At 63.6% G+C, this 15,303-nt stretch carries 13 protein-coding genes; 9 read left to right on the forward strand and 4 right to left on the reverse strand.

From position 1 onward, the window contains the following. Nucleotides 1-16: 16 nt before the first annotated feature. Complete coding sequence (chrA, locus tag HMPREF2875_RS10980) at nucleotides 17-1,198, reverse strand: chromate efflux transporter (RefSeq protein ID WP_070673117.1); 1,182 nt, start codon at nucleotides 1,196-1,198, stop codon at nucleotides 17-19. 127 nt (nucleotides 1,199-1,325) lie between these two features. Here chrA and ald point away from each other — a divergent pair, with 127 nt between their 5' ends. Then, nucleotides 1,326-2,408, forward strand: a complete 1,083-nt coding sequence (gene ald, locus HMPREF2875_RS10985) for an alanine dehydrogenase (RefSeq protein WP_070673118.1) — start codon at nucleotides 1,326-1,328, stop codon at nucleotides 2,406-2,408. On the opposite strand, the gene HMPREF2875_RS10990 is transcribed toward ald, so the two are convergent. Both HMPREF2875_RS10990 and HMPREF2875_RS10995 read right to left on the reverse strand, forming a co-directional pair. Further along, a complete protein-coding gene (locus HMPREF2875_RS10990; RefSeq protein WP_070673120.1) occupies nucleotides 2,405-2,794 on the reverse strand; it encodes a globin in 390 nt (129 codons plus the stop codon). The genes ald and HMPREF2875_RS10990 overlap by 4 nt on opposite strands. 2 nt (nucleotides 2,795-2,796) lie before the next feature. Further along, entirely contained in the window at nucleotides 2,797-3,720 is a 924-nt protein-coding gene (locus HMPREF2875_RS10995) for a mechanosensitive ion channel family protein (RefSeq protein WP_083311924.1), read from the reverse strand. A gap of 180 nt (nucleotides 3,721-3,900) precedes the next feature. Here HMPREF2875_RS10995 and HMPREF2875_RS11000 point away from each other — a divergent pair, with 180 nt between their 5' ends. Further along, a complete protein-coding gene (locus tag HMPREF2875_RS11000) occupies nucleotides 3,901-5,061 on the forward strand; it encodes a cystathionine gamma-synthase (RefSeq protein WP_070673124.1) in 1,161 nt (386 codons plus the stop codon). A gap of 84 nt (nucleotides 5,062-5,145) precedes the next feature. Here HMPREF2875_RS11000 and HMPREF2875_RS11005 read toward each other — a convergent pair whose 3' ends face one another. Further along, a complete protein-coding gene (locus tag HMPREF2875_RS11005; RefSeq protein ID WP_070673126.1) occupies nucleotides 5,146-7,026 on the reverse strand; it encodes an FAD/NAD(P)-binding protein in 1,881 nt (626 codons plus the stop codon). A 112-nt stretch (nucleotides 7,027-7,138) separates the two neighbouring features. Here HMPREF2875_RS11005 and HMPREF2875_RS11010 point away from each other — a divergent pair, with 112 nt between their 5' ends. Genes HMPREF2875_RS11010 through HMPREF2875_RS11040 form a run of 7 tightly spaced genes read left to right on the forward strand, consistent with a single transcriptional unit; the run spans nucleotide 7,139 to nucleotide 15,005 of the window. Further along, nucleotides 7,139-8,797 carry a TIGR04028 family ABC transporter substrate-binding protein gene (locus HMPREF2875_RS11010; RefSeq protein WP_083311925.1) on the forward strand — a complete coding sequence of 553 codons (1,659 nt, stop codon included), beginning with the start codon at nucleotides 7,139-7,141 and terminating at the stop codon, nucleotides 8,795-8,797. Next, nucleotides 8,798-9,805, forward strand: a complete 1,008-nt coding sequence (locus HMPREF2875_RS11015; RefSeq protein WP_070673130.1) for an ABC transporter permease — start codon at nucleotides 8,798-8,800, stop codon at nucleotides 9,803-9,805. After that, nucleotides 9,802-10,656: an ABC transporter permease gene (locus HMPREF2875_RS11020; protein ID WP_070673132.1), complete on the forward strand. Its 855-nt coding sequence runs from the start codon at nucleotides 9,802-9,804 to the stop codon at nucleotides 10,654-10,656. Before HMPREF2875_RS11015 ends, HMPREF2875_RS11020 begins: the two co-directional genes overlap by 4 nt. A gap of 1 nt (nucleotide 10,657) precedes the next feature. Beyond that, nucleotides 10,658-12,298, forward strand: coding sequence for a dipeptide ABC transporter ATP-binding protein (locus HMPREF2875_RS11025; RefSeq protein ID WP_070673134.1), 1,641 nt, complete (start codon nucleotides 10,658-10,660; stop codon nucleotides 12,296-12,298). Nucleotides 12,299-12,326: 28 nt separating this feature from the next. Continuing rightward, nucleotides 12,327-13,514, forward strand: coding sequence for an alkylhydroperoxidase domain protein (locus HMPREF2875_RS11030; protein WP_070673136.1), 1,188 nt, complete (start codon nucleotides 12,327-12,329; stop codon nucleotides 13,512-13,514). A 17-nt stretch (nucleotides 13,515-13,531) separates the two neighbouring features. Then, a complete protein-coding gene (locus HMPREF2875_RS11035) occupies nucleotides 13,532-14,206 on the forward strand; it encodes an SDR family oxidoreductase (protein ID WP_070673138.1) in 675 nt (224 codons plus the stop codon). A gap of 52 nt (nucleotides 14,207-14,258) precedes the next feature. Then, nucleotides 14,259-15,005, forward strand: a complete 747-nt coding sequence (locus HMPREF2875_RS11040; protein ID WP_070673140.1) for a GntR family transcriptional regulator — start codon at nucleotides 14,259-14,261, stop codon at nucleotides 15,003-15,005. Nucleotides 15,006-15,303 lie beyond the last annotated feature (298 nt).

Consider the following 15,303-nt stretch of genomic DNA (forward strand, 5'->3'; position numbering starts at 1 on the left):
GCTCTACTGCCATGCGCTAGAGCAGTACCGCGCCTGCCAGGGCGGCGCCCACTGCGACGGCCCACGGCGGAGCCTTGAAGAACAAAGCCGCGCCGGCAGCGACCGCAATCATTCCAGAAGCCCAGCTAGTGACCCCGTGGGTAATGATGGGATCCCACAGGGCCGCCACGAGTAGGCCGATAACGGCCGCACTAATCGCGGAAAACGCACCGCGCAGCCACGCCAGGTGATTCCACCGCGCCCAAAAATACAGCGCAGATAGTGTCAACAACGCTCCAGGCAAAAAGATCAGCACCGTGCCCAAGATGGCGCCTGCGATACCACCATCAACCGCACCGAGATACGATGCAAAGGTAAACAGCGGTCCCGGCACTCCCTGCGCTACCGAATAGCCGGCCAAGAATTCCTGCTGACTCAGCCAGCCGGCCCCCACGAACTGGTCTTCCAACAGTGGAAGCACCACGTGCCCGCCGCCAAAGACCAGAGCGCCGGACTGGTAGAAGGCGTTGGCGCGGGTGACGAGGTAGGAATCGCTAAACTGTGCTACAGCCGCTAAACCGCCGAGCAGGAGGAAAAACGCGCTAAGGCAGCCCCACGCTAGCCCGGCGGGTACCGCACGTAGACCGTTCGCGGTGTCGGGTGCGGTGGACGCCGGCAAGAATCGGCGCAGTATCGTTGCCCCCAGCAGCCCCGCCACAGCAAGCACGGCTAACTGCCATGCCGATCCCTCCACAATGAGTACGGCAGAACTGATAAGGGCGAGGGCCCAGGCGGTGGGCGTCGTCAAGAGCTTCTTTGCCATGCCCACAATGGCATGCACCACCACGCCGGCCGCCGCAGCGAGAAGGCCGGCTAATAATCCATCGAGCCAGCTCACTCCGCTGCCCGGAACCGCAAGGCCAAACACGGTGAGGATGAGCGCCGACGGGAACGTGAACAGGAACCACGAATAGGCCATACCCGCAAGCCCTGCGCGTCCATAGCCCAGCGCCATGCCTACCTTGGAGCTGGCCGGGCCTGGCAGGAATTGCGACATGGCAACCAGATCGGCATAAGCGGCATCCCCCAGCCACCCCCGGCGGCTTACAAACTCAGTCCGGAAATAACCCAGATGGGCCGCAGGCCCCCCGAAAGCGGTCCATCCTAAGGGGAAAAAAGAACGGCCAACTTCGCGGAGATTACCGGTGAGATTGCTCATTGCCGGAATCCTAGCTCCTTATGGGGCAGGGCGCGATTCAAAAAGCAAATCGGGCCCCAAGCTGCAGCGTTGTGGACTAAGCTGGGCCGGGCACGAACATTTTCTGTCTCCAAAGGAGTCTGGCACTATGCGCATTGCAGCCCCCAAAGAAATCATGAACAACGAGAACCGAGTAGGCCTTACCCCCAGCGCCGTGCAGACGCTCGTGCAGGACGGCCACGAGGTCCTCATTGAGACCAATGCCGGCGCAGGTGCCTCGTTCCCGGACGAGCTCTACACGGAGGCCGGCGCTACCATCGTTGCGACCGCCGAGGAAGCCTGGGCCGCGGACATGGTGGTCAAGGTCAAGGAGCCGCTCCAGTCAGAGTACGGCTTCCTGCGCGATGACCTTTTGCTCTTCACCTACCTCCACTTGGCAGCCGACCGCCCGCTCACGGAGGCCCTCATGAAGGCTGGCACCACCGCTGTTGCTTATGAGACCGTCACCGATGCCCGCGGCACCCTACCGCTGCTGACGCCGATGTCCCAGGTCGCTGGCCGCCTTGCCGTTATTGAAGGCGTACACCACCTGCTGTCCACGCAGGGCGGCCGCGGCGTGTTGGCTTCCGGTGTGCCGGGTACACAGCCGGCGCGCGTGGTAGTCATCGGCGGTGGCCAGGTTGGCGCATCGGCGGTGGCCATGGCCCACGGCCTGCGTGCGGAGGTTACTGTGCTGGACCTCGACCCGCACGTGCTGCAGCGCTTCGACGAGCAGTACCAGGGCGGCGTGCGCACCATCGTGTCTGACCCGGCGGCGCTGGAGGCAGAACTCCTCCACGCCGATCTCGTCATCGGCGCGGTTCTCGTGCCGGGTGCCGCAGCACCGAAGCTGGTGAAGGAAGATGTGGTCAAGCGCATGAAGGAAGGCGCCGTGCTTGTCGACGTCGCCATTGACCAAGGCGGCTGCTTCGAGAACTCCCACAAGACCTCGCACGACGACCCGACTTTCAAGGTTCACGACACCCTCTTCTACTGCGTGGCCAATATGCCGGGTGCCGTGGCCAACACCTCTACCCGCGCGCTGGGTTCGGCCACCTTGCCGTACACGCGTGCGCTTGCCGCGGGCGGCTATGATGCCGCAGTTGAGCGTTTCCCGGGCCTGGCTGGTGGCCTGATGACCCGTGCTGGCGAGCTGGTTTCCCAGCCGGTGAAGGACGCCTTCAACCTTTAAGGCGCTGTATTGATGAGCATCGCTGCTACCCGCTCCATGTGATCCCAGATCATGGTGCGGTAGGCCGGCGGGATGGTGTCTTCATCAATCTTGGCGAGGGAGTTTCCCATGAGCTCCAGCCAGCGATCATGGGCAGCCATGTCGATGGGGTAGGGGGCGTGCCTCATGCGCAGGCGCGGGTGCCCGCGGTTCTCGGAGAAGAGCTGCGGGCCGCCCCAATACTGCACGAGGAACCACAGCAGGCGCTGTTCTGCGCCGTCCCAATCCTGGTCGGGATACATGGGGCCGATGACGTCGTCAGTGCGCACTTGGGCGTAGAAGCCGCCGACGAGCTTCTCAAAGGTCTCCATCCCACCGATGGCCTCGTACACACTGTTCGGTTGCATGCCTAGTCTTCCTTTCGCGTCAGGCCTTGTCCTTGACCTGATTCTTCCATGTCGAAGATGGCCATCCCACGCGGGTAGGGGGTGGAAATACCTTCTGCATGCATAGCGCTGAGAATTCTGGACTGAAGAGCGCGCTGGACGTCCCACTGTTTGCCGGGCAGGGTTTTAACGGACACGCGGTAGGACATGTGGTCTACCTCGAGGCCAGACATGCCGTTGACGGTAGGTTCGGCCAGGATGATGTCACGAATGGTGGGGGCGTGGGAGGCGTCGGCAGCCGCGGCGCTGATGACGGAGAAGGCCTTGTCTGGGTCGTTGCTCAGGGCCACCGGCACCTGGATGCGGGCCACCGAGTAGCGGTCGGAGTGGTTGGCCACTTGCAGAATCTCGCCGTTGCGCACGTACCACAGGGCGCCGTCGATATCGCGGACGGTGGTGATGCGCAGGGAGATGGATTCCACATCGCCGAAGACGCCGTTGCCCAAGTCGATGGTGTCACCGATGCCGTACTGGTCCTCCATGAGCATGAAAATGCCGGAGAGGAAGTCCTTGACCAGTGCTTGGGCGCCGAAACCGAGGGCGACACCAACAACACCTGCTGAAGCCACGAGCGGGGCGACGTTGACGCCAAGATTGTCCAGGATGGCGAGCACGGCCCAGACCCAGACGAAGATAGTTACCGCCGAACGTCCGACGCCCGCCAGGGTCTGGATTCGGGACACTCGGCGGGCTTCGTTGGTGGAGGCGAGGGCTTTGTCGGTTTCCACGTGAGTCTTGCGCGGGGAGAGGGGCGAGCTCAGCTTGCCCTTTTTGATGCTGTTATCAGCCAGCTTGGTGATGAGGCGGCGTAGTAGCCAATTGCCCACGATGGCGACGATCAGGATGAGCCCGATGCCGATGGGCTTATCGACGAGCCACGAGCGCATGTGCTCACTCTGCCACCACTGGGTGACGCTATCGACGGCGGTGTCTTCGGCGGTAGTAAAAGTGATCACGGGGGCCTTTCGTTTGCTCGTGAGGGACGCCTACCGATAGTAGGCACGATGAGTGAATATTAAAAGGCTGTCACTCTCGCTACTGAACAGCTTGGTCTAGACTGTGGTTCCATGACTGACAACCGCACTCTTGGCTTTTCTTCGCGTTCCATCCATGCCGGTTACCAGCCGGATCCCTACATAGGATCCATCAACGTGCCGATCTATGCCTCCACGACCTTCCAGCAGGATGGTCTCGCGCAGCTGCGCGGCGGCTATGAGTATGGCCGCGTGGCTAATCCCACGGTCCACTCCCTGGAGAAGACCCTCGCGGCACTCGAGAACGCGTCCTACGCACGCTGCTTTGCCACGGGCATGGCGGCCGTCGATACCCTTATCCGCATCATCGTCCGCCCGGGTGACCACGTGATTCTGGGCAACGATGCCTATGGCGGCATGTACCGCCTGCTGCACCACGATTACGGTGAGTGGGGCGTGGAGCTCAGCATCGTCAACACTGCCGATACCGCGGCGGTCAAGGCGGCCCTCAAGGAGAACACGAAGCTCATCTGGCTCGAGACTCCCACCAACCCGGCCACCACGGTCACGGACATCGCCGAGGTGGCTCAGGCGGTCAAGGCGCTTTCCGACGCCCACATCGTCGTCGACAACACCTTCGCCACGCCCTACCTGCAGAACCCCCTAGATCTCGGCGCAGACCACGTGCTGCATTCCACCACGAAGTACCTGGGTGGCCACTCGGATGTGCTCGGTGGTGCGGTTGCTACCAACTCAGCGGAGATGGATGAGCGCCTGCTCTACTTCCAGGGCAACGTCGGCGCGGTCTCCTCGCCTTTCGACGCCTACCTTACTGCCCGCGGCATTAAGACCCTCGAAGTCCGCATGGACCGCCACTGCGCCAACGCGCAGGCAGTAGCAGAATTCCTTGAGTCCCGCCCCGAGGTCAAGCAGGTTCTGTACCCGGGCCTGCCGTCTCACCCGGGCCACGAGCTGGCGAAGAAGCAGATGCGTGGTTTCGGCGGCATGATGTCAGTGCGCTTCCACAGCGAAGAACATGCCCGCCAGGTGTGTCTCAACACCAAGCTTATTTCCCTGGCAGAGTCCCTCGGCGGCGTGGAGTCCCTTATTGAGCATCCGCAGAACATGACGCACATCTCGGCTGAGGGCTCCGAGCTGGTCCCACCGGCGGACCTGGTGCGCATCTCGGTGGGCATCGAGTCCATTGATGATCTGCTCGCAGACCTCGAGCAAGCTCTCGACGCCCTCAACTAACACCGTGCCTTGCGCAGCGCCGCGGGCTGATCGCATGCTCAGCGCCGCGGTGGTCACGTGCCTCGGCGCTTGTGTTGAGGGTGACTAGAGGCAGTTAAGGAGGGAGCCGGCGGTGCGGTCGGTTTCCTGCAGCATGAGCGGGTCCGTGCCCGGCATGGGGGAGATGGTGGTGTCCGGCCACTGTGCGTAGGTGGGGATGCCGACGATATGCAGGCGGAGATCCTCACCACCGCCGGGGTTGACCACGCGACGGTTCCAGGTCGTCTCCGGCGAGCCAGTTGCCTGGCCGTGGTCAACAAAGGCGCGCACGCGGCCGTTGAGCGAGACCGCGAGAGGGTCGGCGGCGCGGCGGACGTCGGGGGAGTGCATCCAGGCGTCGATAAGCCAGGCCGAGGAGGCCTCGCTATGCGTGGTGCGCAGCGTGAACTTCTCGCCTACCTCGAGCTGGGGTCGCTCGCCGAGGAAGGTGGCGAGGCCGGCGTCGACAAGCGCGAGCAGCTGGCGCGTGCGGAACAGCGGCGGACCGGAGCCCACCATCTGGCCGAAGGCCATGAATTCCTTGTAGGTACTGGTCCGCGACTCCCACGTCATGCGGCCCTCGGAACCAGCGATGGAGGCGGGCTTGCGGGCGGCGGAGATGGCCCACAGTGCGGATTTCAGCGGAGAATCGGCAGCGGCGACGGCCTCACGGATATCGCGCGCCAAGCCCTCGGCGATGTATTCAGTAAGGTCACCGCCTTTAAAATCGGCCAGCGGGTGTGCCCAGTGCGCCAGATCCAGCGGTTGGTTCGAGGAACCCTCGAGCGCAGCAGTGAGTTGGTTCGCCATGCTGCGCAGGTCCGCAGCATTGACCGCGGTGGCGTCGATAGTTGCCAGGATGTTCTCGAGTGGGCGCTTAAGTGCCTCAGGGGCCACGCGCGCCTGGTTCTCGTAGTACTCGGCGTAGGCGTCGCGCAGGATATGCGGCACAAGCTGCGTGCTGAAGTCGAGCTCAGCCTTCGGATCGAGAGCGGCCACCGCGGCGCGGAAGCGAGTCAACGCTGCCTTCGGTGGCAACGCGTGGTACTCCGACTTCGGAATATACGGGTAGCCGCGGCCCGAACTCACGATGAAGTGCGGCTCGTCGCCGCTCGGCTCGTAGCGCAGTCCGGAGCGCGTCGAAGGATCCTCCACAAACTCACCACCGCGGTCGATGGTGAGCAGCGCCATGACGTCGAAGAAGCCCATGCCCAGTCCGCGAACCAGGACCTTCTCGCCCGCAGGAACGTCGCTCACCGGCTGCTCGACGGGGTTGTCGGGGCGGACCCAGTGCAAGCCTGACTGCGCAGCGTCCGCTAGGGTGCGCTCGGATTCGTTGAGGGCCGGGACTTGCCAGCCGTAGGCCAGGACGGTGGCGTCGGCGGTGATGGTGGTGTCATTGGAAAGCGTAATGACATCTTGCTCTCCGCGGTCCTCCACGGACAGTGCGCGGGCGCGGTGCTGGATCACTTCAACGTTCTCTGGCAGCTGTGCTAGTGCTACCTCATAGACCCACTCCAGGTAGGCGCCGTAGAGCGCGCGGGAAGGGTTGGACTCTGGACGGGTCTGCTCCAGCTCCTCGGCGAAGGAGCTGGCGAGGTCGCGGTGGGGTGGGAAGGCGTCGTAAAGCTCCAGCTTGGCGGGGGAAAGGTCTGGGCGCTCGCCGCGCAGCAGCTGGATCCACTCGTAGAGAATAGGGCCTTCCAGTACCGGGGCGGTGGTGGTGGAGCTCGGCTCAGTGAAGAGGGTGACCGCGCCCGCGAGTGTGTTCATGCACAGCGTGCGAGTTTGCTCGGTATCCCAAATACGGCCGGCGCCCAGTGGGGCGTCGTCGATGATGTGCAGCGTCAGGGGTGCTGCAAGAGGGGTGGCGCGCAGGTGGGCGGCGAGGCGCTCAACCAGCGAGATGCCACGTGGGCCGGCGCCGACGATGGCGATGGAGGGCATAATAATCAAACCTCAATTTTTAGACTGTGCTGTCTAGTGTAATAATACCGGTCGGTATGCGTTGTGTTAAATCGCACGCACGTCAACGAACTATCTTGTGAAAGCTCTTACCGTGAAAACTCTACGCGCACTCGCCGCCACTCTGGCAGCAGCTCTTGCCGCTTCCGTCGGCGCCTGCTCGGCCACGGAACGGCCGGCCGGGGAGGACAACGTCCTCACCTATCTCGAGCCGCAATTTTTCCGCACGCTCTACCCACCTGCCGCAGGTTTCTATCCCAACGGCGGCGTGGTCAACCAACTCACCGACCGCCTGCTCTACCAGGACCCAGAGACCCTCGAGCTCTCGCCGTGGATCGCCACGGACATGCCCGACGTCAACGAGGACGCCACCGAGTACACCTTCGATATCCGCACGGACGTCACGTACTCCGATGGCTCCCCACTTACTGCGGAGAACGTCGTGGCGAACTTTGACCTGTTCGGCCGCGGCGATAAAACCCGAACGCTGACCAGCTCAGAGCAGATTGCGAACTATGACCGCGGCGAAGTCGTGGACGAGGACACCGTGAAGTTCTACTTCACCAAACCCTCCCCGGGCTTCCTCCAAGCCACCTCCGCCTACAATGCTGGCCTGCTATCTGATTCGACCCTCGAGCTCGACAACGAAGGGTTCGGCCCCGGCAACGCGGTGAACGTCATTGGTTCTGGGCCGTTCGTGGTGGAGTCGGAAGAAATCGGCACCGATCTAAAACTCGAGGCCCGCGAGGACTATGACTGGGCCCCGCCCGCCGTGAAGCACCAAGGCCGCGCACAGTTGGACGGCATCCACTACATCTTGGCCGCCGAGGAATCCGTGCGCACCGGCGCTATTACCTCAGGACAAGCGGACATCGCTCGCCAGATTTCCGCCCCGCAGGAATCCTTGTTGGAAGATCGCGGCATCAGCATTGTCTCGCGCGGCACCAACTCGATGAATAACCAGTTCGCCTTCCGCTTCGACCACCCGCTGCTGCAGGACAAGCGCGTGCGCGAGGCCATCATCCACGGTGTTGACCGCGAGGAAATCCTCCGCGTACTCTTCTCCGATTCCTACCCGCTGGCCACCTCAACCGTGGCGGAGACCGGCTTGGGCTACAAGGACCAATCCGTTGCCTACTTCTTTGACCCAGAAGAGTCGAAGCGCCTCCTCGATGAGGCCGGCTGGGAACCAGGCCCCGATGGCATCCGGGTCAAGGATGGAAAGCGCCTGAGCCTGCGCACGAACACCGCGTTGCCGCAGCCGCGTTCCAAGGAGGTCATGACGATGGTGCAGGATCAGCTGCGCGGCATCGGAATTGAAATCCTCGTCAACGCCGGTGACCAGGCCACCCAGAACGCCGACGCTAAGGACGTCAACAAGGTGCAGATTTATCACTCAATGGTGGGCCGCGCCGATTACGACGTCATCACCTCGCTCTATGGCATCAACAACCGCGATGCTTTCCTTAACCAGGATGGGGAAGGGGAGCCCGTCGATAAGCACCTGCAGGAGCTTCTCGACGTCGTCCTCGACACCCCCGACGTGAAAAGCCGCATCAAGGCCACCGAAGACGTCCAGGATTACATCACCGAGCAGGCCTATGCATTGCCGCTCTTTGAGGAACCCGTGGTCTACGCAGTGCGCCCGGAGGTATCCGGCTTTAGTCCCGAGTCGGTCGCGCGCCCGTGGTTCTACGAGGTCACCATCGACGCCGCGCCGCAGCGCGCGGCATCGGATGAGGAGGAGAAATAAATGACAACCCGCCAGATTCTTAGCCGCATCGGGCAAGCCGTGCTCGTGCTGCTTATTACCTATACCGTGGCCTTCTTCCTCCTCTCGGCGCTGCCGTCGGATGCGGTGCAGTCGCGCTTCGGCGACCCGGCCCTGGGCCTGTCCCAGGCGGAGATTGACGCTATCCGTGAGGAGATGGGCGCAGATAAGCCGCTCATGGTGCAGTACTTCACCGCGTTGGGTGGTTTCCTGACCGGCCATTTCGGTAACTCGACGCAGTCGGGTGCGCCGGTAGCCACGCTGCTTGCCGACGCCCTCCCCCACACCCTCATCCTTGCCGCTTGCGCCATCGGCTTGGCCATCATCGTGGCTGTCCTTGTGGCGTTTCTAGCCACGCTACCGGGGATGGGGAGTATCGCTACCTTCTTCCGTGGCCTGCCGTCCCTCATGGTCTCCCTGCCCGGATTCTGGATCGGTATTTTGCTCATCCAGGTCTTCTCCTTCCAGCTGGGTTGGGTACGCGTCATTGAGCCCGGCAGCGTGGAGGGGCTTATCCTGCCCACGCTCACGCTGGCGGTTCCGATGACTGCTCCGCTTATCCAGGTGCTCATCCGCTCTATCGATGAGACGCAGTCGCGTCCCTTCGTGCAGGCGGTGCGCTCGCGTGGTGCGTCGGAATCGTGGATTTTCTGGAGCACGATCCTGCGCAACTCGCTGCTGCCGACTCTGACCATGGCGGGCTTGCTCTTCGGTGAGCTGGTGGGCGGTGCCGTGGTGACGGAGACCGTCTTTGGTCGCACCGGTTTGGGCTACATGACCGCCCAGGCCGTGGCTAACCGCGATACCCCGGTGTTGCTGGCCGTGGTGCTTATCGCTGCCACGGCCTACATCATCATCAACCTTGTCGTGGACCTGCTCTACCCGGTGCTCGATCCGCGCCTGCGCGCGAAGTCCTCCGACCACAAGGCTCCCCGTACGCCCGCCGCAGCCCCGGCTGTTGGCTCTGAAGAAAGGACGGTGCGCTCATGAGCATGATGCACACTAAGCCGCGCGGCGGCTACCGTCGCGCCGCTGCTGGCCAGGGCAATCCTTGGCTTAAGCCGGGCTCGATTATTGCCATCGTCATTCTGGCTGTGGCTTTCCTTGCTGCGTTGTTCCCTGGCCTGTTTACCTCGGCCGACCCTTATGCCGGCACCGACGTTGCCCTGCTCGCGCCGGGCGAGAACGGCCACCTCATGGGCACTGATGCCGTGGGCCGCGACCTGTATGCCCGCGTGGTGTACGGCGCGCGCCAGTCCCTCCTTGGGGCGCTTATCGCTGTGGTGGTGGGACTCGTCGTCGGCACGCTCATTGGTCTTGTGGCCGGCTCCCTGCGGGGAGTCGTCGACACTATCCTTATGCGCGTTGTCGACGTGCTGCTGTCCATCCCCGGCATCCTGCTCTCGCTGTCCATCATCATCGTGCTGGGCTTCGGCTCGGTCCAGGCGGCGGTCGCCGTCGGTGCCACCTCCGTGGCCACCTTCGCGCGCCTGGCCCGCTCCCAGGTCATCACCGTGGCGAATGCCGAGTACATCGAGGCGGCTTACGGTGCTGGCGCGACCCGCACCACGGTGCTGCTGCGTCACATCCTGCCGAACTCGCTGACTCCGGTTATCGCCCTGGCCACCCTGCAGTTCGGTACTGCCATCCTGCAGCTGTCCATCCTCGGCTTCCTGGGCTACGGCGCCCCGCCGCCTATCCCGGAGTGGGGCCTCATTATTGCCGAGGGCCGCGACTTCATGGCCACCGCTTGGTGGCTCATCATTTTGCCCGGCATCGCGCTCGTCGCCGTGGTGATGTCCGCCAACCGCCTTTCCCAGAACTTCCCCGTGGAGGCCTAATATGTCTGAAGCAACACACACAGCGCAGCCCCTGCTTAGCGTGCGGGACCTCAACGTCTCCTATTCCACCGGACGCGGTGACGTTTCCGCCGTCCAGGGCGTCAACCTTGCGGTGTACCCGGGGCAAATGACCGCCATCGTGGGCGAGTCCGGCTCCGGCAAGACCACCTCTGCTATGGCCGCCATTGGCCTGCTACCCTCCAACGCCACGATTGACGCCGGCACGATCACCTTCGATGGCCGCGATATCACCTCGTTGCGCCGCCGCGAGTGGCTCGAGCTGCGTGGTCGCCGCATCGGGCTTATCCCGCAGGACCCGAATAACTCGCTCAATCCTCTCAAGACCATCGGCGCCTCGGTGGAGGAGGGTCTTAACATTCACCACATCGGCAGCGCCGCCGAGCGCAAAGCCCGCGCGCTGGAGCTACTGGAGCGCGTTGGCATCGATGACCCCGAGCGCCGCTATAACCAGTACCCGCACGAGCTCTCGGGCGGCATGAAGCAGCGCGTGCTCATCGCTGCGGCCGTGGCGCTGGAGCCAGACCTCATTATCGCCGACGAGCCCACCTCGGCGCTGGATGTCACCGTGCAGAAAATCATCCTCGACCTCCTCGATGACATGCGCGAGGAGCTCGGCATGGGCATTCTCTTTATTACCCACGATTTGGCGGTGGCGGGCGACCGCGCCGACCGCGTCGTGGTCATGGAGGCCGGCCAACTGCGCGAGGAAGGCTTGGCCGCCACGGTGCTGACGAACCCGCAGCACGACTACACCAAACGCCTGCTTGCCGACGCCCCCTCCCTCACCGTCGCCGACGCCAGCCCAGCCGCCACCCGCGCCGCAGCCAAGACCGACGCGACTCCTTTGGTGCGGGTGGAGGGCCTGACCCAACGCTTTGGTGATTTCACTGCCGTCGATGACATCTCCTTTACCGTGGCCAAGGGCTCCACCCACGCGCTAGTGGGCGAGTCCGGCTCCGGCAAGACGACGACTGGGCGCAGCATCGCCATGTTCAACACCCCGACTTCCGGCAGCATCACCGTGGGCGGGCGCGACATCGTGGGCCTGCGCGGCAAAGCCTTGCGCGAAGAGCGCAACAACATCCAGCTGGTCTACCAGAACCCTTACGGCTCTCTGGACCCTAAACAGTCCATCGGCCAGACGGTGGCGGAGCCGCTGCGGCTTCTGAAGGGGGCACGTGCAAGCACTGCGAAGGCCAAGGCTAAAGAGTTCTTAGAGTTGGTCGCCCTTCACCCGGACTATTATGACCGGCGCCCACGCGAGCTATCTGGTGGCCAGCGCCAGCGCGTGGCCATTGCCCGCGCCATGATTGTGGAGCCGGAGTTGGTCATCCTTGACGAGGCCGTTTCCGCGCTCGACGTCACCGTGCAGGCGCAGATCCTGCGCCTGCTTGCCCGACTGCAGGAGGAGCTTGGCCTGACCTACATCTTCATCTCGCACGACCTCGCGGTAGTCAACCAAATCTCCGATACCGTGTCCGTGCTGTCGAAGGGCCAACAGGTGGAATATGGACCCACGGCCGAGGTCTTTAGCAACCCGCAGTCACCGTTTACCCGGAAACTTATCGAGGCCATCCCCGGCTCGCGCTACCGCGCCGGCGACCTCAACCTGGGCCTGTAGCCTGGGGACACCGACGAAAGGATTACATATGGCAGACATCATTAACGTGCTGGCGGGTGTTGAGGGGGACGTCGCTAAGCTGCGCGAGCGCCGGCCCGAAGCCAAGGAGAACGCCCAGGCTTCCTTCGCTGCGCTCCTCGAACCGGAGGAGCCCGGTGCTTTCAGCTATGCGGAGCGCTACGCCATCGCGACCTTTGTTGCAGGCATCTACCAGGCGACGTCTGCCGTCGCCTTTTACTCCGACCTGTTGGCGGAGGAGTCGGAGGAACTCGCCGCAGAGATAGCCCGCGCGGTAGAGCGCGGCATCACTACCGGCCCGTACTCCGGCGGCGGCTTCATTCTCTTCGATGGCTCTCCACGGCTCGCCGCCGCCCTTGACTTCGCCCACCTGCTGGCCTTCCACCCCAAGGACGCCTCGCCGGCCGCGATTGGTCACCTGCAGGCGGCCGGATGGTCCAACGATGACATCGTGACGCTGGCACAGCTCGTGAGCTTCCTGTCCTTCCAGCTGCGCGTGGCCCACGGCTTGTCCGTGCTTGCTGGCACCGCACAGGCTGCAGCCGTGACTGAGGCGCCGCGCCCGACCCACACTACGGAGTGGGTGCCGGGGGAGGGGACGTTGGTGCCGGACGTCGTCAAGCCGCAGGGCTTTGTGGCGCACTCGCTGGGCTGGAAGCCGTGGGTGCCGCCGCAGCCGAAGGAGGAGTTCACGGACGCGCAGCGCGATGCGTTGATTAAGCCCGAGCGCATCGACATGGAATACTTCCGCCTGCTGGCCCGCGACCCGGCCGCGCTCAAGGCGCGCACGCGCACGGATCTGGACATCTTCTACAACACCGACGGCGGCCTGGGCCGTGCCGAACGTGAGCTGGCCGCCACGGTGGTCTCACGACACAACGGCTGTGAGTACTGCGCGTCGGTGCACCAGCAGCGCGCTAAGGAGGAGGGCGGTGACGCCGCAGCGATTGACCGCTTGCTTGATGAAGGTGTTTCCGCTGACCTGGGCTCGGCGCAGTGGTCCGCCATCCGCGATGCTGCCGTGGCCCTGACCGAGTCGCCCTTTGCGTTCGACGCCTCCCACGTGGATGGTCTCCGCGAGGCGGGTTTCGATACGCTATCCATCATTGACGTCATCAACTCCTCCGCGTTCTTCAACTGGGCAAATCGCCTGATGCTGACGCTGGGGGAGCCGGACGTGCCGAAGCGCTTCCGCTAACCGAAGGAGGAACAAACATGCTGAAGACTGCCGTTGTGACCGGTGCTACTGGTGGAATGGGCGTGGAGATCATCAAGGACCTTGCGCGAGACCACCGCGTGTATGCACTAGGTCGGCGCGCCGGGGAGCTGCCGGAGGCGGAGAACATCGTGCCGGTGGCCATCGACCTGCTGTCGCTTCTCGACGGCTCAGCGCTTCCCGCCGAGCTGGCTTCGCTCGAGCGCGTCGATGTGCTCGTGCATGCCGCGGCCCAGGCGGATAAGCACTCGGTGGAGAGCGCTCGGCCTTCCGATTGGCGTGCGCAGATGGACCTCAACGTGCATGTTCCGGCGGAGCTGACCCGCTTGCTTTTGCCTGCGCTGCGTGCGGCTGAGGGACTTGCGGTGTTCATCAACTCTGGTGCTGGTATCCACTCTTATGGCGACAACGTCATCTACGCGGCCACCAAACATGCGTTGTACGCGCTTGCTGATGGCCTGCGCCTCGGCGAACTCGGCATCCGCGTGTCCACCGTCGCGCCGGGCCCGACGGATACCCCGATGCTCAAGGGCCTGCAGGACTACAACCCGGAGCACGTTATCGCCCCGGTCGAGGTGGCGAAGGCGATCCGCGCCACCGTCGATGCCGGCCCGACCACGCAGCTTACGGAAATTCGCGTGCGCCCGCGTATTGAGCTCAACCAGCGAAAGTAAGCACCCGTCGCTCGAGATGCAAAAACCGTGGGGCGCGGTACAGTTGTGAGACGTGTCCACCTCTCAACGCCGCCGCCCTGCGTACTTGGTGATCGCGGATTCGCTTAGGAGCAAGATTGAATCCGGTGAGCTGCAGCCGGGCGACCGTTTCCCTACGGAGCGGGAGCTGGTCCAGGAATACAAGGTGGCGCGCATGACGGTGCGCCACGCGCTCGACATCGTGCAGATTGAAGGACTCATCGACCGCAAACGAGGCCGCACTGGCGGCACCTTCGTGCGTGCGACCCCGCCGACGCTGAGCCTGACGAGTGGGCGCAGTGCTCTGCAGCAGCTGCGCGAACACGGTCTCGATATTTCGGTGCAGGTGCTTTCACTTGTGCTTATCGACGCCCCCGGCCACCTCGCCTCCGCCCTCGGCATCGAGGACGAGGACCCCGTGTGGGAGGCGCGCGCAGTGCATGTGTCGGAAGGCTCGCCCATCATGGCCACGACCCTGCTCATCCCGCATTCCTTGGCACCAGAGCTTAAGGAGCAGGACTTGGAGAAGCCGCTGTCTACGCTATTGGCGGAGCTGGGGCTTCCACCGGTGTTCAAGCGAGATTCCCTCATGGCGGCCACCGCGCGCACGGAGGAACAAAAGATACTTGGGGTCGGCCGTACGCAACCGGTCTTGCGGATTACTCGCACCGTCAAGATGGAGGACGGCACCGTGGTCGCTCAGCTGGAGGAAACCCTGCGCCCCGACGCCGTCTCCGTCGAAGTTGAGCTTGGCGAGGATCCCTCACCGTCCCTCGACTAACCCCTGCGCCCGAATTTTTCTTCCTTTAGCGCGAACCTTGTTTGCCCCTAGACCGAGCTAACCCCTGCGCCCAATCTAATCGTGCGGTTATAGAATGCACGCACCTGCTTGGGCTACAAGTGGGATCGCCGATGTGCCCGCTGACCGTGGTGTGGTTGGCGGGTTTCAGCGTCTCGGCGTGGGTGCGAAGCTTCAGCTTGCACCCGGTGGGTCGGGTGGTTGGCCTGTGGTTTGTCGTGCTGCTTTCTCAGAAGCGAGTCTGGTTGTGGCTTCTTGGTATTCGGGCATGGCGGTAATT

The sequence above is a fragment of the Corynebacterium sp. HMSC078H07 genome, assembly GCF_001812805.1.
Lineage (GTDB): Bacteria > Actinomycetota > Actinomycetes > Mycobacteriales > Mycobacteriaceae > Corynebacterium.